The following is a 16,527-nucleotide window of genomic DNA, read 5'->3' on the forward strand; positions in this document are numbered from 1 at the left end:
GATCTACAGCTGGCGGCCGGTGCGGCTCGCCAGAGTCGTGACTGTTGTTGGCCTGGACCAACTGCCTCGACAACGGGACTCGACTATCTAGGGTACCAAGACAGCCCTTCAAGATGGCATGCTGGCAGGATGGCCGCCCAAACAACTGTAAAAACCCTGCTCATCCTCGGCGCATCCGGTGACCTTACCGGCCGGCTGCTGCTGCCGGGACTCGCCCGCCTGGTTGCCAGGGGCCGTGCCGACGGGCTGACGCTCGTGGGAGCAGGCTCGGATCCCTGGACACGGGAACAATGGCTCGAACGCATCGAAACTTCCTTTGCCGACGCTAACTCCCAGGCCGACGCCGCCGGCAAGCGCGAACTCAAGCGGATCGCGGGATCCACCGCCTACCACCAGCTTGACGTGACTGCGGGCGGGGAGCTGGCTTCCCTGCTGTCCCGCCTCGAGGCTCCGGCGGCTGTGTACTTCGCCCTGCCGCCGCACGTCAGCCAGAAGGCGTGCGAGGTGCTGGCGCCCGGGGAAGTACCCGCAGGCACCCGGCTGGTGATGGAAAAGCCCTTCGGCTCCAGTGAGGATTCCGCCCGCCATCTCAACGAGACCCTTGCGGCGCTCGTCCCCGAGGACCACATCCACCGCGTGGACCATTTCCTGGGCAAGGCCACGGTACTGAACATCCTCGGCCTTCGCTTCGCGAACACCTTCCTGGAACCCATCTGGAACCGCGATTACATCGAAAAAGTGGAGGTCATCTTTGACGAGGACCTCGCGCTCGAAGGCCGCGCCCGCTACTACGACGCCGCCGGCGCCCTCCGGGACATGATCCAGAGCCACCTGCTGCAGATCATGGCGCTAATGGCCATTGAGCCGCCTGCTTCCGTTGACGAGCGTGACCTCCGGGACGCTGTGGCCACACTCCTTCGCGCCAGCAGCATCAAGGCGCCCTACCGGTCAAGCACGCGGCGGGCCCGGTACACGGCAGGGTCCATCGACGGGCGGGACGTACCGGACTACGCCAAGGAAGCAGGGGTGGACGCATCCAGGAACACCGAAACCCTGGCCGAAGTCCGGGTGGACATCGACAACTGGCGCTGGGCCGGAGTCCCCTTCATCCTCCGTTCAGGCAAGGCGCTCGGGGTAAAACGCAAGGAAGCCGTGGTCACCTTCAAACCGGTACCCCACCTTCCCAAGGGGTTCACCGGCGTCGACTCCCCCAATCAGCTCCGCATCGGGTTCGGGCCCGACACACTCCAGTTCGACGTCGACGTGAACGGCCCGGGCAACGTCCTGAGCCTGGACCGGGCCACCCTGAACGCCGAACTCAGCGCATCCGACCTGCTCCCCTATGGCGAAGTACTTGAGGGTGTCCTCACCGGTGATCCGTTGCTGTCCGTGCGGGCGGACACCGCGGAGGATTGCTGGCGGATCATCGAACCCGTGATCAAAGCGTGGGCCCGCGGCAGCGTTCCGCTGGAAGAATACGCCGCGGGATCATCAGGGCCCGAGGGCTGGCCCGCCTAGGGTTTCCGGAATGCACAAAGCGGGCCCGGTACCTTTTCAGGTGCCGGGCCCGCTTCATGCGTTGCGCGTGGGCTATATGGCGGCCGAGCCGCGTTCTCCCGTACGTACCCTTACAGCTTCGAATACGTCCACCGTCCAGACCTTGCCGTCCCCGGCACGGCCCGTGTTGGAGCTGGCGATGATGACATCCAGGATGTCGTCCGCCTGTTCGTCCGTGGCCAGGACCTCAACGCGGATCTTGGGAAGCAGGTCCACGTTGTACTCAGCCCCGCGGTACACCTCGGTGTAGCCGCGCTGCCTGCCGTATCCGCTGGCCGCGCTGACCGTGAGGCCCTGCACACCGTAGGATTCGAGCCCCTCCCGGATGGAGTCGAGCTTTTCCGGCCGGACGATTGCTGTGATCAGTTTCATGCCCCCACACTTTCCTTACCTGTTGCTGCGTCAGTCTTCTTGCCGTTTTCGGCTACCGGAGCGGACTCGTCGCCCTGCTTGCCGGTGATCAGTTCATGCAGCGGCTGGAAGCTCCCGCCGTGGCCGCCGACGCCGAATTCGTAGGCGGTTTCTGCGTGGAGGCTGAGGTCCACGCCCACCACTTCCTGCTCCTGCGAGACCCGGAAGCCCATGGTCTTGTGGATGGCCAGTGCGATCACCGTGGTCAGGATGGCCGAGTACGCGATGGCGATGCCGGCCGCTGCGAGCTGGGCCCAGAGCTGGGTCAGGCCGCCGCCGTAGAACAGGCCGCCGCCGACGCCTTCAACCGGGAGGGCGATGAAGCCCAGTGCGACAGTACCGATGATGCCCGAAACCAGGTGGACGCCGACGACATCCAGGGAGTCATCGAAGCCCCAGCGGAACTTGAGGCCGACTGCGAGGGCGGAAGCTACACCGGCGACGACGCCGAGGCCCAGCGCACCGATGGGGCTGACGTTGGCGCAGGCCGGGGTGATGGCGACCAGGCCGGCAACTACACCCGAGGCTGCACCCAGGGACGTGGGGTGGCCGTCGCGGATGCGTTCGGTGATGAGCCAGCCGAGCATCGCAGCTGCCGGTGCGGCGAGGGTGTTGACCCAGATGAGGCCGCCCTGTTCCGCCGTGGTTGCTGCGCCGCCGTTGAAGCCGAACCAGCCGAACCACAGGATGGCTGCGCCGAGCATCACAAACGGGATGTTGTGGGGGCGGTGGTTCGGGTCCTTGCCGAAGCCCTTGCGGTTGCCGATGATCAGGACAAGGATCAGGGCTGCAACACCGGCGTTGATGTGGACCACGGTGCCACCGGCGAAGTCGATTGCCGGGCCGAGGGCCTTGCCGACTGCGCCTTCAGGCCCGAAGAGGCCGCCGCCCCAGACCATGTAGGCGATCGGGCAGTAGACCAGCGTGACCCAGACAGGGACAAAGACAGTCCAGGCGCCGAACTTGGCGCGGTCGGCGATGGCGCCGCTGATCAGGGCCACCGTGATGATGGCGAACGTTGCTGCGTAGCCGACCTTGATGAGTCCGTCCGGGGCGGTGATGCCTTCGAGTCCGAACGTTGCGAACGGATTGCCGACGATCTGCATAAAGCCTTCGCCGGAGCTCATGGATGCTCCCCAGAGCACCCACACCACGCCGACCATGCCGATGGAGATGAAGCTCATCATCATCATGTTCAGCGCGGCCTTCGCACGTGTCATGCCGCCGTAGAAAAATGCCAGCCCTGGTGTCATGAACAGCACAAGTGCCGCCGCAACCATGAGCCATACGTGACCTGCGGTAAGTTCCATGGTGCACGTCCTCCCTTGCCTAGATGCTTAGTTGATCCTGCGGATTCATCCGCTTGCCCAACGCCTTTTGCGTTCTAAGACGATTTTTGCCGGGCAGTGTTTCGCCGGCGGAGGATTTAGATGTCCGGGTTGTTACAACAATCTCCCGGAAGTAAATGGTGCATATCTTGCTTGTTACGGTTATGTTTCACCAGTCCCAAACCGCACTTCCACAGCACCCTGCAAGGACAACGGCACCATGACCGATCGTTTCCGCCCCGGCAAGGCCCTGCCCCGCCGGAATGGCGGCCATTCCGACCACCCCGATGCTGCAGCACAGCCGTCTCCAACACGGCTCCCGCGCGATATTAAAGTGATGTTGGCCGCAGCGTTCCTGATCGCGCTGGGTTTCGGGCTGGTGGCGCCTGTATTGCCGCAGTTCGCCACAACGTTCGACGTCGGGGCAACGGCCGCCGCTGTGATCGTCAGTATTTTTGCCTTCATGCGGCTGCTGTTCGCACCCGCAGGCGGCGCGCTGATCGTGAGGCTGGGCGAACGTCCGGTGTACGTGTCGGGCCTGTTGATCGTCGCCGCCTCAACGGCGGCGTGCGCCTTCGCTCAGGACTACTGGCAGTTGCTCATCTTCCGGGGCCTGGGCGGCGCCGGCTCGGTGATGTTCACGGTCGCATCCATGGCGCTGGTGGTCCGGCTCGCTCCCCCGGAGAGCCGCGGGCGTGTGTCCGGTGCGTACGCGTCGGCCTTCCTCATCGGCAACGTCTGCGGCCCCATCGTTGGCGGACTGCTTGCCGGCTTCGGCCTCCGCATCCCGTTCCTGGCGTATGCTGCCGCGCTGGTCCTGGCCGCGCTGGTGGTCCAGACGCAACTCAGCCACGTCCCCGGCGCGTCCCGAAAGGACAGCGGCCAGGCGCCTGCCATGCGACTGGGCGATGCCCTGCGCGACAGCGCCTACCGCGCAGGGCTCTTCTCCAGCTTCGCCAACGGCTGGGCGACGTTCGGCGTGCGCATGGCCACCGTCCCGCTGTTTGCCGTGGCCGCAATCGGCGCCGGACCGGCCGCGGCCGGCTGGGCCCTGGCCGTTTTTGCCGGCGGCAACGCCGCAGCGCTCACGGTCTCGGGGAAACTGGCCGACAGCCTGGGCCGCAAGCCCCTGATGATTTCCGGGCTGGTCCTCACCGGTGTGGCAACGGCGGGCATCGGGCTGACCCACGACATGCCCTGGTTCCTGGCGGCCTCCGCCGTCGCCGGAATTGGTTCCGGCCTGCTGGGTCCGGCCCAGCAGGCCGCCATCGCCGATGTCATCGGCAACGGACGCTCGGGCGGCCGCGTGTTGGCGGTCTTCCAGATGACGTCCGATGCCGGCGCCATCATCGGTCCGGTCCTTGCCGGGCTCCTCGCGGACCGGCTCGGGTACGGCTGGGCCTTCGGCGTGACCGGGGGCGTCCTGATCGTGGCCGCAGCCGGCTGGGTGCTGGCGCGGGAGACGTTCCAGCGGACCGCCCCTGGCTCAGGGACCTAGTTCAGCGGCCTAGTTCAGCAGCGCGTCCACGAAGCTCTCGGCATCGAACGGGGCGAGGTCATCCGCGCCCTCGCCCAGCCCGATCAGCTTGACCGGAACCCCGAGCGTCTTCTGGATGGCCACCACGATGCCGCCCTTGGCCGTGCCGTCCAGCTTGGTAAGCACGATGCCGGTGATGTTGACTACTTCGGAGAACACCCGGGCCTGGTTCAGGCCGTTCTGTCCGGTGGTGGCGTCCAGCACCAGCAGGACCTCGTCCACCTCGGCAAGCTTCTCGATGACACGCTTGACCTTGCCTAGCTCGTCCATCAGGCCCACCTTGTTCTGGAGCCGGCCGGCGGTGTCGATCATCACCACGTCTACTTCCTGGTCGATGCCTGCCTTGACCGCTTCATAGGCGACCGACGCGGGGTCGGCACCGTCGACGTCGGACTTCACCGTGGGAACGCCAACGCGCTGGCCCCACGTGGCGAGCTGCTCTGCGGCGGCGGCACGGAACGTGTCCGCGGCGCCCAGCAGGACGTCCTTGTCCTCGGCCACGAGGACTCGCGCCAGCTTGCCCACAGTGGTTGTCTTACCCACGCCGTTGACGCCCACAACCATCATGACGGACGGCTTGTCGGCGTGGCGTTCGGTGCGGAGGCTGCGGTCCATGGTCGGGTCCACAAGTTTGATCAGTTCTTCGCGGAGCAGGGCTTTGACCTGCTCCGGGGTCCGTGTTCCCAGCACCTTGACGCGCTCCCGAAGGGCGTCGACCAGCTGCATGGTCGGCTCGGTGCCAAGATCCGCCAGCAGGAGGGTTTCCTCGACCTCGTCCCAGACGTCCTCATCAATCTTGTCGCTGGACAGGAGCGCGAGCAGGCCCTTGCCGAAGATGTTGTTGGACCTGACAAGGCGTTCCCGGAGCCTTGTCAGCCGTCCCGCAACAGGCAGCGGCGTCTCCACCGCAATGGTCTCAAGCCCCGCCGCGTCATCGGGGACCTCAGCGGTCTCCAGCCCTTCGAGGTCGACGCCGCCGGGTGCCGTGCGCTCCGGCGATACCGACGGGCGTTCCTCCACCAGCGTTCCGCCCGCACCGCGCACGGGTTCGACAGGATCGTTGGCGTCCCGGGTGCCCGGGTACTTGGTGATGTTCCGGCGGGTCTTCAGGAGGACCGGGATCAGTCCGCCAATGACCACCAGGGCAGCGAGGATGGCAAGAATAATGGGGAGGATGTCATTCACTCCCCTAGCTTCTCACACACGTTTCACACATGTGTCACGCATGAAATGCTGCCGCGTGGGCCGCTAGACTTCCGCGCCGAGTCGCTGGCTGATGACTGTTGAAACCCCGTCACCCCGCATGGTGACGCCGTACAGCGCGTCGGCAACCTCCATGGTCCGTTTCTGGTGCGTGATGACAATCAACTGGCTGGACTCGCGGAGTTCTTCGAAAATCGTGATCAGCCGGCCCAGGTTGGTGTCATCCAGGGCGGCCTCCACTTCGTCCATCACATAGAACGGCGAGGGCCTCGCTTTGAAGATCGCCACGAGCAGGGCCACTGCCGTGAGCGAACGCTCGCCCCCGGACAGCAGGGAGAGCCGTTTGATCTTCTTGCCGGCAGGCCGCGCCTCCACCTCAATACCGGTGGTGAGCATGTCGGCAGGGTCGGTCAGGACCAGCCGGCCTTCACCACCGGGAAAGAGCCGGGCGAAAACACGAACGAACTGTGCCGATGTGTCTGCGAACGCTTCGGCGAACACCTTTTGGACCCGGTCATCCACTTCCTTGATGATGTCCAGCAGGTCCTTGCGGCTGGATTTTAGGTCCTCGAGTTGGCTGCTGAGGAACTGGTGCCGCTCTTCCAGCGCGGCGAACTCCTCCAGTGCCAGCGGATTCACCCGTCCCAGGGAGGACAGGTCCCGTTCCGCTTTCCGGAGCCGTTTCTCCTGCTCGTCGCGGACGAATGGTTTGCCTTCCAGGATGGGACTGCCGTCCTCGTCCACCGGCGCCCGGAGGGCCGCCCACTTGTCATCGGACGCCCCTGCCGGCACCGGGACCAGCTGGTCGGGGCCGTAGTCGGCCACGAGCTGCTCGGGCGATAAGCCGAGTTCCTCGACGGACCGCAATTCGAGGGCTTCGATCCGCAGCCGCTGCTGGGTGCGGGCCAGCTCATCGCGGTGCACCGAATCCGTCAATTCCGCCAGCTCGCGGCCGAGGGCGTCGTTCTGCGACCGTACCTCCAGAAGCTCACGGTCCCTGAGTTCCCGTTCTTCCTCCGCAAGGTCCCGCGTGTGCAGGGCGACACCCACGGAAATGTCCATAAAGCCGATGACCTGCTCCACCGCAGCTGAAACGGCCGCCGCCCTTCGGGCCTGGCGCCTGCGGCGGCGGGCACGATGCGCAGCTTCTTCCCGCGCCCGGCGTTCCGCCGCCGCTGCCCGTTCCAGGGAAAGGGCGCGATTGCGGGTGGCAGTCAGTTGCTCCTCGGCACTCCGCAGCGAAAGCCTGGCCTCCATCTCGGCCGACCTCGCAGCCGATGCCGCCAGTGCGAGCTCGTCACGGAGCTCGGCCGAAGGTTCCTCATCCTCGGGGACCTGCCGGGCTGCGTCCAGGCGCTCGGCTGCAGCCTGCAGGGCCTCCTCCTCTGCCACGATATTGGCCTCAGCCCTGGCCAGCGACGCACCAAGCCGTTCGCTCTCGCCCACTGCGCTGCGCAGCACCGAGTTCAAATGGCCCAGCCGTTCGGCCACGGCCGCCAGGCGGGCATCTGATTCGTGAAGCCGCTCCAAGGCTGCGTCCGCGCGTTCCTGGGCCTGGGTCTTTCGTGCCCGGGCGGCGGCGAGCGCAAAACGGTTCCGCTCAAGCTCCGCGCTGACGCTGGCAAGCCGGGTTTCGGCGTCGTCGACGGCGGCCTGCACCTCCAACAGTGAGGGTGCACTCGCCGAGCCGCCCCGTACGGTGAAAGCCGTGAAGGTGTCGCCCGCCCGTGTCACGGCCGTCAGACCGGGCTGCGCCCGGATGAGCGCCGATGCTGAGTCCATGTCCTCGGTAACGGCTGTCCCGGCCAGCAGCCTGCGCAAAAGGGTGTCGATCAGGTGGCCCGCATCGGGGATTCCGTCCTCCGGCGTCGACGGGAATCCGTCCAGCCCCGATGCAGAGGCCTTGACAAGGTCCGCAGCCCAGCGGGCTTCGTCGGGAAGTTGCCGGGGCGCGCCTCCGCCTGCGGAGAGCGGGTCCGCGGCGTCGTTCGCTGCCGGCGCCGCCACCAGCATCGAGGCAAGGCCGGCGTCGTCCGCCTTGAGCAACTGCAGGGCTTCGACGGCGGTTCCGGCGTCCCGAACCACGACTGCATCGGAGGAGTTTCCCAATGCGGCCGCGATTGCCGCTTCATAACCCGGCTCTACGGAGAGCATCGACGCCACCGGCCCTATGATCCCGGGCAGTCCCGAGTCGGCCACGCGGCCCGACCCGTCCTTGCGGTTAAGCCCAAGCTGCAGTGCGTCGCGCCGGGCCAGCAGCGAATCGCGCTCCCGTTCCCCTTCACGCTCGGCGGACTTCAGCGCCTCTATGTCCTCGAGAATTGCGTCCAGTGATGCACTCGCGTCCTCGTAATCAGCGTCCAGCGATTCCTCGCCCTCCTCGACACCGGCAACCTGCGATTCAAGGGCTGTGAACTCGCTCTGGGCGCGGCGCCGGCGTTCGTCGCCGGATGCCTGGGATTCCCGGAGCCGGCCAAGCTCGGCCTGTGCAGCCTCCACGCGTGAGCGCGCCGCACCCACCTGGCCGGCCAATTTAGCCAGCCCCTCCCGACGGTCAGCAGCAGCACGGAGCACCGCAGCCAGCCGCTTGTCTTCGGCACTTGCAGCAGTCTCGGCGTCCTGCTTGGCTGCCGTGGCGGCTTCCAGTGCAGTGCGCTTTTGCAGGATCCCGTCTTCCAGGGCGGCCTGTTCTTCGCGGACCCGGGCGGCATTCCTTTCAAGCTGTTCCGGATCCCGTCCGGAGTCGGGCATCTCGTCCGCAGCACCCAGGAGCCGGCGGCGTTCCTCCGCGAGCGACCCGAGGGAGCGGAATCTTTCCCGGCCCGCCGATAGCTGGTACCAGGTGTCACGCGCAGCATTGAGCCGGGGGGTGGCTTCCGCCGCAAGTTGTTCCAGCGCCGCCTGCCGCTCACGACCGTTTTCGAGGCCCCTCTCAACAACTGCCCGGCGGGCCTTCAGAGCAGATTCATCGGCTACGTCCTTGGCCAGGGCGAACTGCAACTGCACGAGGTCGTCCGCCAGGAGCCTGGCACGGGCGTCCCGGACCTCAAACTGGACGCTTTGGGCCCGGCGAGCCACTTCCGCCTGCTTGCCCAGCGGGGTCAACTGGCGACGGATTTCACTGGTGAGGTCGCTCAGCCGCTGCAGGTTTGCCTGCATAGCTTCCAGCTTCCGGACCGTTTTTTCCTTGCGCCTGCGGTGCTTGAGGATGCCTGCAGCCTCCTCGATGAAGCCGCGCCGGTCCTCCGGGGTAGCGTGCAGGACCTTGTCCAATTGGCCCTGCCCCACGATCACGTGCATTTCCCGGCCCAGGCCGGAATCGGAGAGCAGTTCCTGGATGTCCAGGAGACGGCAGCCAGCGCCGTTAATGGCGTACTCGGACCCGCCGGTGCGGAAGAGCGTCCGTGAGATCGTCACTTCGCTGTACTCGATCGGCAGGGCGCCGTCCGTGTTGTCGATGGTCAGCGAGACATGGGCCCGGCCCAGCGGCGGCCTGCCGGAGGTGCCCGCAAAGATGACGTCCTCCATCTTGCCGCCGCGCAATGTCTTGGCACCCTGTTCGCCCATGACCCAGGCCAGGGCATCCACAACATTGGATTTACCGGAACCGTTCGGACCGACCACTGCAGTGACGCCCGGCTCGAATTCGAACGTCGTGGCTGACGCGAACGACTTGAATCCGCGGACGGTCAGGCTCTTGAGGTGCAAGGTGGTTCGGATCTCCTGAGTGGCTGAAGCGGGCTGTTCCCGCCTTAAATCTACTGCGTGCCTCCGACAAAGCCCGGATTTTTCCCTTGCTTACCACCGGCCGTTGCGGGGGGGCGGCTGGCAGACAGGGCAGGTATAGGACGACCTGTTCATGAATTGTTCGCGCTTCATGAGGCTTACGATGCCTGCAGCGGCGCAGCGTTTGCACTGCTGGTTTTCCCTGCCGTACGCATTGAGTGACCGGTCAAAGTACCCGGAGGCGCCGTTGACGTTGACGTAGAGGGAGTCGAAGCTCGTCCCGCCGGCGGCGAGGGCGTCCAGCATGACGTCCCGTGCGGCGTCGATGAGCCGCAGCGCATCGGCGCGGCGAAGCGTGTCGGTGGGCCGGGCGTAATGGAGGCGCGCCCGCCAGAGTGCCTCGTCCGCGTAGATGTTGCCGATCCCGGAAACGAGCCCCTGGTCCAGGAGCGCCCGCTTAAGCCCGGTCTTCCGGGTGCGCAGCCGTCGGTAAAAGGAATCGAAGGAAAAATGGGGGTCCAGGGGATCCCGGGCGATGTGCGAGGCTTCCTCGGCAATGAAGGGCGCCGGGGTCTCCCCCAGGCCGCCGGGCCCGCCGTCGGCCGTCGGCACCAGCGTCGTGACGAACAGACCGCCGAAGATGCGTTGGTCCACGAACCTGAGCTGTTCCGGCATGCCGTCGGCGGGGCTCAGGCGCAGGCGGACTTTCAGGTGCTTCTCGTCCGGCACATCGGAGTCCTGCATCAGCAGCTGGCCGCTCATTCCCAGGTGGGCCATGAGGGCCACTCGCGGCCGGGACGGGCGCGCCGCCGGACCGTCCCCAGGACCTGGCTCGTCCGCCGTTTCCGCCAGGGGGAGCCAGAGGAACTTTCCTCGGCGCACCACGTCCAGGACCCGGGCGCCCTCGAGGTTGCCGGCAAAATCCTCGGCGCCGAGCGGGTGCCGGCGGATGGAACGCGGGTCCAGGACGTCGACAGAAGTGATTGTCCTGCCGCGGGCCCAGCTCACCAGGCCGCGGCGGACAACTTCGACTTCCGGCAGTTCGGGCACGGACTACCTAAAGTCCGGTTTCGGAGTCCGCCGGCTGGTTCGGCGCGGCGCCTACGGACAGTTTCCGCCAGGCGTCAGCGGCAGCTTCCTGCTCGGCTTCCTTCTTGGAGCGTCCGGCGCCCTGCCCGTAATCGGTCCCGCCGATCCGGAGCACGGCAACAAACGTACGCGCGTGGTCCGGGCCGGAGCCCTCCACGGCGTAGTAGATGCTGCCCAGCTGACGGCTGGCCGCCAACTCCTGGATGCTGGTTTTCCAGTCGGTGCCCGCACCAAGGGCGGCTGCGTCCTGGAGCAGCGGACCGATCAGACGCATGACCAGTTGGCGTGCCGTCTCGATGTCGTTGGACACGTAGGTGGCGCCAATGAGGGCTTCCATGGTGTCGGCGAGGATGGACGCCTTGTTCTTGCCGTCGGTGAGCTTTTCGCCCTGTCCGAGGTAGATGTACTCGCCAATGCCAAGGCTGCGGCCGATTCCGGCGAGTGCCCGGGTGCTTACCACCGCTGAACGCCGCTTCGCGAGGTCGCCCTCAGGCAGTGCAGGGTTGTCGCGGTAGAGTGCATCCGTTACGGAAAAACCCAGGATGGAATCGCCCAGGAACTCAAGGCGCTCGTTGGTGGGTATGCCGCCGTTTTCGTAGGCATACGAACGATGTGTCAGAGCAAGACGAAGCGTCCCGGCATCAATAGAGACACCGAGACGCTTCAAAAGCTCTTCAGTTGAAGACGTCATGGTCAGCCAGTGGGCCGATTAGACGTCCGCGACCTTGCGGCCCTTGTACTCAAGGAACAGCGCAGTGCCAGCCGAGTCGGTAACGACCTTTGCCTGGTGCGGCAGGCTGTACGTAACCTGGCCGTTCTCAACGGTCTTCACCAGGTGGGGGGCGGTTGCCTTCCACTGGGAGCGGCGGGCGCGGGTATTCGAGCGAGACATTTTCCGCTTCGGGACAGCCACGGCTAACTCATTTCTCTCTAGAAAAACACTTACAAATCAATTTTGCCGGTCAGGCTTAGCCAAGTCAGCTAGGGCAGCCCAGCGAGGATCTACGACCTCGTGGTGATGCCCCGGCTCGTCTTCCAGGCGTACTCCGCATTCGGAGCAAAGGCCCTGGCAGTCTTCCCGGCACACCGGCTGGAACGGCAGCATGGTTACAACTGCGTCCCGCAACACCGGCTCAAGATCGATTACATCGTGCTCGATTCGATATTGCTCTTCTTCGTCTTCTTCGGCGGAGAACTGGGCGTCCTCGTAGAAGAAAAGTTCTTGCACATCGACCTCGAGGTCATACGCAAGGGGATCCAGGCATCGGCCGCACTCGCCGGTTACTTCGACGTGAACGGTTCCTGATACCAGAATTCCTTCGTGTACGGCCTCCAGCCGCAGATCCAGCTCGACATCCGAGCCTTCCTGCACGCCAATGAGTGCCACACCAAGCTCACCTGGTGCGGGTACATGTTCCTTCAGCGTCCGCATGCTCCCCGGGCTGCGCCCGAGGTCCTTGACGTCGAACGCCAAGGGCGAACTAGCATCTCGTTTAATGAGAACTCCTGTTGAACATATGACCGACGTACTATCTTAGCCTGATCTGCCGGGCGGACTCAAACCGGCTGAATGCCACACAGTTGAGCACCGCGGGACGGACAGGGATTGGGCCGCAAAACCGACAGGGGCCGTTGCGTACCGATCAAGCCTACCCTCTGCCGGGCTGATCCGAGGACGGCTCGCCCGCCAGCAGGCCTTTCAACACCGATCGCGGCACGTAGTCGGACACATTTCCGCCCAGCGAAAAGACTTCTTTGATCAGCGTGGACGACAAGTGGAGGTAGTGGCCTTCGGTGGGAAGGAAGACCGTTTCCACGCCGCTGAGCTGACGGTTCATGGTGGCCATCGGGAGCTCGTAGTCAAAGTCCGAGGACGAGCGCAGGCCCTTCACAATGGCGGACACGCCCCGCTGCCTGCAGTATTCCGCCAGCAGGCCCTCCCCCACCGGCTCCACCACTATGCCGCGCAGGGACGCGAGGGTCTCGCGGGCCATGTCGATCCGCTCTTCCAGTGAGAAGCGGTACTTCTTGGCGTAGTTGGTGGACACCGCCACAATGACTTCGTCAAAGAGCCCTGCGGCCCGGGCGATGACTTCCAGGTGGCCATTGTGGATCGGGTCGAAGGAGCCTGGGCATACGGCGCGTCTCATGTTCCGAACCTACCGCATCGCCCGGGCGGGGATAACATGACTGGATGCCCGAGTCGAACATTCCCTTCACCGTAGCAGGGGGCGTGGTCCTTGTTACCGGCGCAGCCATGGGCATGGGCCGGCTGCACGCACTCCGTGCCGCCAAGGAAGGCGCCGCCGTCGTCATCCTGTGGGATCTGGACCGCGGCGGACTGGAAAACGTCGCCCGCGAAGTCACTGAGCTGGGCGCCCGCGCCGTGGCCCGCCAGGTGGATCTTGCGGACCGGTCAGCCATTGCCGAGGCCGCGCAGGAGTGCAGGGCGGAAGGCACACTGACTCTGCTCATTAACAACGCGGGGATCGTGCGCGGCGCACTCTTTTGGGACCACCGGCCCGGCCCGGACATCGCACTGACGATGGACGTCAACGCGCTGGCACCGATGTACGTCACGCTCGCCTTCCTCCCGGACATGATGGCCGACGGCGGGCGCCCCCGCCGGATCCTGAACATCGCCTCCGCTGCCGGCACGGTGTCAAACCCCCGGATGAGCGTCTACGCAGCATCCAAGTGGGCCGTGGTTGGCTGGAGCGACTCACTGCGGATCGAACTGGAGCAGGAAGGCTACCGGCATCTGCGGGTCACAACCTTCTGCCCGAGCTACATCTCCACCGGAATGTTCGCTGGCGCCCGCGGTCCCCTGCTCACGCCGCTCATGGCTCCCGATGACGCCGTCCACCGGGCATGGCGGGCCATGGCCGCGGGCCGCCCGCTCCTGATTGCGCCGGCGACGGCCAATCTCGGGAAGGTCCTGCGGGGGATCCTCCCGGTCCGCGCATGGGACCTCATCGGCGGGCGGCTCTTCGGGGTCTACGCCGGCATGGAAAAATTCACCGGGCGGGCAGAGGACCCCCCATCCAACGGACAGGCAGGCAAGCAGTGAGTACAACAGTTCCGGCACCGTGGCAGCGGGCAGCGTCCGGCGCCAACCTGCTGGCAGCCAACGGCACCCTCGGGGTCACCATCTTCGAGGAAATGACCAGCCTCGCGGTCCGGACCGGCGCCATCAACCTTGGCCAGGGCTTCCCCGACGAGGACGGCCCGGCGGAAATCAAGGCGGCCGCCCAGGCGGCGATCGCCTCCGGCGCCAACCAATACGCACCCGGCAAGGGAATCCTTCCCCTGAGGGAGGCCATCTCGGCGCACCAGCAACGGTTCTACGGGCTCACGCCGGATCCGGAGACGGAGGTCATCGTCACCACCGGCGCCACCGAGGCCATCGCGGCGTCGTTGCTGGCGCTCGTGGAGCATGGTGACGAAGTGCTCACCTTCGAACCGTTCTACGACTCCTACGGCGCCATGATCGGGCTGGCCGGAGCCACGCACGTAACGGCTCCGCTTATCGCCCCGGACTTCATGCCGGACATGGCCGCCCTGGAAGCAGCCTTCAGCAGCCGCACCAAAGTGGTGCTCATCAATAATCCACACAACCCCACCGGCGCGGTCTTTCCGCGTGAGGTGCTTCAGCGCGTCGTCGAACTTGCCGCAAAACACGACGCCGTGATCATCACCGATGAGGTGTATGAGCACTTGACGTTCGGAGAGCCGCACATGCCGGTGGCAACGCTCCCCGGCGCGGCCGGCAGGACTGTGACCATCTCCTCCGCGGGCAAGACGTTCTCCTTCACCGGCTGGAAGATCGGCTGGCTCAGCGGACCTGAACACCTCGTGTCTGCCATCCGGACAGTGAAGCAGTTCCTGAGCTACAGCTCCGGCACGCCGTTCCAGGGCGCCATCGCCGTGGGGCTCGCCCTGCCCGACGACTTCTACACCGGAATCTCCGAGACCCTCCGGCGCAAGCGGGACATCCTCAGCGACGGGCTGAAGGCCGCCGGCCTGGACGTGTTCACTCCGCAGGGAACCTACTTCGTAAATGTGGACACGGCGCCCCTGGGCATCTCCGACTCCGTGGACCTCGCCCGGAGGCTTCCGGACCTGGTGGGGGTCGCCGCCATCCCGGTGCCCGTCTTCTGCCATCCCGCGGGCGCCGAACGGACCCGCAGCCTGCTCCGCTTCGCCTTCTGCAAAAAGACCGAGGTCCTCGAAGAGGCCGCATCCCGGCTGGCCACCCTCCGGGACAGGCTGTGACAAAGCCAGCCCGGACCCCGGCAGGATCACGTTTCCTCCGCACCACCGGACAGCACGCCACCATCGAACCGGATGCCTTCACCGAGGGGTCCTACGTGTTGAGCATCGGCGGCGCTGAGCAATCCCACGTGAACCTCGCCGAGCCGGGCGAAATCTTCTACGAGTATCTCCGCCGGATCGGGCACGTGGTGGATCTGGCGGCGCCTGCCGGCGAGCCCGTCAGCGCCCTGCACCTTGGCGCCGGGGCCCTGACCCTGGCCCGCTACGTCCAGGCGACGCGCCCGGGGTCCCCGCAGTACGCCGTGGAGCTGGAACGCGAGCTGCTGGACTTCGTCCTGCAGCAGCTGCCGATGCCTGAAGGAACGGTATTGCACACCTTGATCGGCGACGCCAGGGACGCGCTGGCGGAACTGCCGGCGGACCTGCGTTTCGACGTCGTGATACTGGACATCTTCTCCGGGCCGGAGGCACCGGAGCACATTGCCTGCGCCGGGTTCTATGCGGAAGCCGCAGCCAGGCTGACGGCACGCGGTGTGCTGGTCGTCAACGTTGGCGACGAACCGGGGCTGACCCTGGTGAGGAGCCAGGCGGCAGCCCTGCGGCAGGTCATGGGCGGTGTCGCCGCGTTCGCCGAGTCCGGGATGTTCGCCGGGCGGCATCCCGGCAACATCATCCTTGCCGGCACGAGGGGCCCGTGGCCTGCGGAGTGGACCGCGGAGCTGACGGCACGCGGCCCGCACCCTGCGACGGTGCTGGCGGGCGTGGATCTCGACTCGCTCTCCGGCTAGTCAGCTGCCGCCGCCCACAGGTTCAGCAAACCACAGCTTGGTCTCGCCGTATTTCTTCTCGGCAAACCGTTCCAGAGATGCCGGCCAGGACGGCTCGGGGCTGCGGGACGAGCGCTCCACGACCACCACGGCGCCCTCGGCCAGGTACGGCGAGAGCTCTTCCAGCACCGCGCCCATGGCGGGCTCGTCCAGCGGATACGGCGGGTCCAGGAACACGAGGTCCCACAGGGTGCCCGGCACGGTCCGCTCCAGGAACGACTCAACCCGGGACCGGTGGACCGACACCGCCTTGCGTCCGACGGCCCCGTTGACGAGGTCGGCATTGCGCTGGCACACCTCGCTGGCCCTCCCGTCGAACTCCACGAGGTCGACGGTCTCCGCACCCCGGCTGGCACTCTCGACGCCGAGCGCACCGGAACCCGCATAGAGGTCCAGGACCCGGGCGCCCGCCACCACGTTGAAGGCCTCAAGCCGTGAGAAGAGCGCTTCCTTGACCCGGTCCGTGGTGGGGCGGGTCATGGAACCGGGCACGCTGACCAGGGGCATCCCGCCGCTGGCGCCGGCGATGATCCGGCTCATGTGCGCACCCTCCCGCTGCCTGCAGCCCTGCGCC

15 protein-coding genes are annotated in these 16,527 nt (G+C 66.1%); 5 read left to right on the forward strand and 10 right to left on the reverse strand.

What is annotated here, in order from left to right; translation table 11 throughout:
* Positions 1 to 129 precede the first annotated feature (129 nt).
* The gene (locus AC1MDG_RS12545; protein ID WP_479804177.1) at positions 130 to 1,518 is read left to right on the forward strand and encodes a glucose-6-phosphate dehydrogenase; all 1,389 of its coding nucleotides are present in this window, start codon (positions 130 to 132) and stop codon (positions 1,516 to 1,518) included.
* 72 nt (positions 1,519 to 1,590) lie between these two features.
* On the opposite strand, the gene AC1MDG_RS12550 is transcribed toward AC1MDG_RS12545, so the two are convergent.
* Both AC1MDG_RS12550 and AC1MDG_RS12555 read right to left on the reverse strand, forming a co-directional pair.
* Positions 1,591 to 1,929 carry a P-II family nitrogen regulator gene (locus tag AC1MDG_RS12550; RefSeq protein WP_011692333.1) on the reverse strand — a complete coding sequence of 113 codons (339 nt, stop codon included), beginning with the start codon at positions 1,927 to 1,929 and terminating at the stop codon, positions 1,591 to 1,593.
* The gene (locus tag AC1MDG_RS12555; RefSeq protein WP_479804179.1) at positions 1,926 to 3,278 is read right to left on the reverse strand and encodes an ammonium transporter; all 1,353 of its coding nucleotides are present in this window, start codon (positions 3,276 to 3,278) and stop codon (positions 1,926 to 1,928) included. The genes AC1MDG_RS12550 and AC1MDG_RS12555 overlap by 4 nt, the downstream gene beginning before the upstream one ends.
* A 355-nt stretch (positions 3,279 to 3,633) precedes the next feature.
* Here AC1MDG_RS12555 and AC1MDG_RS12560 point away from each other — a divergent pair, with 355 nt between their 5' ends.
* The gene (locus AC1MDG_RS12560; protein ID WP_442853497.1) at positions 3,634 to 4,794 is read left to right on the forward strand and encodes an MFS transporter; all 1,161 of its coding nucleotides are present in this window, start codon (positions 3,634 to 3,636) and stop codon (positions 4,792 to 4,794) included.
* Between the two features lie 9 nt (positions 4,795 to 4,803).
* Here the strand turns inward: AC1MDG_RS12560 and ftsY are convergent, their stop codons facing one another.
* The 7 genes from ftsY to coaD all read right to left on the reverse strand — a co-directional run bounded on the left by ftsY (position 4,804) and on the right by coaD (position 13,001).
* Positions 4,804 to 6,018: a signal recognition particle-docking protein FtsY gene (gene ftsY / locus AC1MDG_RS12565; protein WP_479804181.1), complete on the reverse strand. Its 1,215-nt coding sequence runs from the start codon at positions 6,016 to 6,018 to the stop codon at positions 4,804 to 4,806.
* A gap of 63 nt (positions 6,019 to 6,081) precedes the next feature.
* On the reverse strand, positions 6,082 to 9,744 hold the full coding sequence (smc, locus tag AC1MDG_RS12570; protein ID WP_479804183.1) for a chromosome segregation protein SMC: 3,663 nt from the start codon (positions 9,742 to 9,744) through the stop codon (positions 6,082 to 6,084).
* 90 nt (positions 9,745 to 9,834) lie between these two features.
* The gene (gene mutM, locus AC1MDG_RS12575; RefSeq protein ID WP_479804185.1) at positions 9,835 to 10,812 is read right to left on the reverse strand and encodes a bifunctional DNA-formamidopyrimidine glycosylase/DNA-(apurinic or apyrimidinic site) lyase; all 978 of its coding nucleotides are present in this window, start codon (positions 10,810 to 10,812) and stop codon (positions 9,835 to 9,837) included.
* Positions 10,813 to 10,819: 7 nt separating this feature from the next.
* Positions 10,820 to 11,542, reverse strand: a complete 723-nt coding sequence (rnc, locus tag AC1MDG_RS12580; protein WP_479804187.1) for a ribonuclease III — start codon at positions 11,540 to 11,542, stop codon at positions 10,820 to 10,822.
* Positions 11,543 to 11,560: 18 nt separating this feature from the next.
* Positions 11,561 to 11,764 carry a 50S ribosomal protein L32 gene (gene rpmF / locus AC1MDG_RS12585; RefSeq protein ID WP_009356569.1) on the reverse strand — a complete coding sequence of 68 codons (204 nt, stop codon included), beginning with the start codon at positions 11,762 to 11,764 and terminating at the stop codon, positions 11,561 to 11,563.
* A gap of 36 nt (positions 11,765 to 11,800) precedes the next feature.
* Positions 11,801 to 12,325 carry a YceD family protein gene (locus AC1MDG_RS12590; RefSeq protein ID WP_082049716.1) on the reverse strand — a complete coding sequence of 175 codons (525 nt, stop codon included), beginning with the start codon at positions 12,323 to 12,325 and terminating at the stop codon, positions 11,801 to 11,803.
* A 175-nt stretch (positions 12,326 to 12,500) separates the two neighbouring features.
* Positions 12,501 to 13,001 carry a pantetheine-phosphate adenylyltransferase gene (coaD, locus tag AC1MDG_RS12595; RefSeq protein ID WP_479804190.1) on the reverse strand — a complete coding sequence of 167 codons (501 nt, stop codon included), beginning with the start codon at positions 12,999 to 13,001 and terminating at the stop codon, positions 12,501 to 12,503.
* 44 nt (positions 13,002 to 13,045) lie between these two features.
* Here coaD and AC1MDG_RS12600 point away from each other — a divergent pair, with 44 nt between their 5' ends.
* From AC1MDG_RS12600 to AC1MDG_RS12610, 3 genes are read left to right on the forward strand one after another with little or no spacing between them, the layout of a single operon-like run.
* Positions 13,046 to 13,921 carry an SDR family NAD(P)-dependent oxidoreductase gene (locus tag AC1MDG_RS12600; RefSeq protein WP_479804192.1) on the forward strand — a complete coding sequence of 292 codons (876 nt, stop codon included), beginning with the start codon at positions 13,046 to 13,048 and terminating at the stop codon, positions 13,919 to 13,921.
* A complete protein-coding gene (locus AC1MDG_RS12605) occupies positions 13,918 to 15,126 on the forward strand; it encodes an aminotransferase class I/II-fold pyridoxal phosphate-dependent enzyme (RefSeq protein ID WP_479804194.1) in 1,209 nt (402 codons plus the stop codon). Before AC1MDG_RS12600 ends, AC1MDG_RS12605 begins: the two co-directional genes overlap by 4 nt.
* Positions 15,123 to 15,914 carry a spermidine synthase gene (locus AC1MDG_RS12610; RefSeq protein ID WP_479804196.1) on the forward strand — a complete coding sequence of 264 codons (792 nt, stop codon included), beginning with the start codon at positions 15,123 to 15,125 and terminating at the stop codon, positions 15,912 to 15,914. The genes AC1MDG_RS12605 and AC1MDG_RS12610 overlap by 4 nt, the downstream gene beginning before the upstream one ends.
* Here the strand turns inward: AC1MDG_RS12610 and rsmD are convergent, their stop codons facing one another.
* Positions 15,915 to 16,493: a 16S rRNA (guanine(966)-N(2))-methyltransferase RsmD gene (rsmD, locus tag AC1MDG_RS12615; RefSeq protein ID WP_043482386.1), complete on the reverse strand. Its 579-nt coding sequence runs from the start codon at positions 16,491 to 16,493 to the stop codon at positions 15,915 to 15,917. It lies immediately after the preceding gene.
* Between the last annotated feature and the right edge of the window lie 34 nt (positions 16,494 to 16,527).

The sequence above is a fragment of the Arthrobacter sp. AIWTK1 genome, assembly GCF_056680535.1.

What these genes read in the sequence shown, in the direction of transcription:
- AC1MDG_RS12545 (WP_479804177.1), top strand. Translation starts at nt 130, where the DNA reads ATGGCCGCCCAAACAACTGTAAAAACCCTGCTCATCCTCGGCGCATCC.
- AC1MDG_RS12550 (WP_011692333.1), bottom strand. Translation starts at nt 1,929, where the DNA reads ATGAAACTGATCACAGCAATCGTCCGGCCGGAAAAGCTCGACTCCATC.
- AC1MDG_RS12555 (WP_479804179.1), bottom strand. Translation starts at nt 3,278, where the DNA reads ATGGAACTTACCGCAGGTCACGTATGGCTCATGGTTGCGGCGGCACTT.
- AC1MDG_RS12560 (WP_442853497.1), top strand. Translation starts at nt 3,634, where the DNA reads ATGTTGGCCGCAGCGTTCCTGATCGCGCTGGGTTTCGGGCTGGTGGCG.
- rnc (WP_479804187.1), bottom strand. Translation starts at nt 11,542, where the DNA reads ATGACGTCTTCAACTGAAGAGCTTTTGAAGCGTCTCGGTGTCTCTATT.
- coaD (WP_479804190.1), bottom strand. Translation starts at nt 13,001, where the DNA reads ATGAGACGCGCCGTATGCCCAGGCTCCTTCGACCCGATCCACAATGGC.
- AC1MDG_RS12600 (WP_479804192.1), top strand. Translation starts at nt 13,046, where the DNA reads ATGCCCGAGTCGAACATTCCCTTCACCGTAGCAGGGGGCGTGGTCCTT.
- rsmD (WP_043482386.1), bottom strand. Translation starts at nt 16,493, where the DNA reads ATGAGCCGGATCATCGCCGGCGCCAGCGGCGGGATGCCCCTGGTCAGC.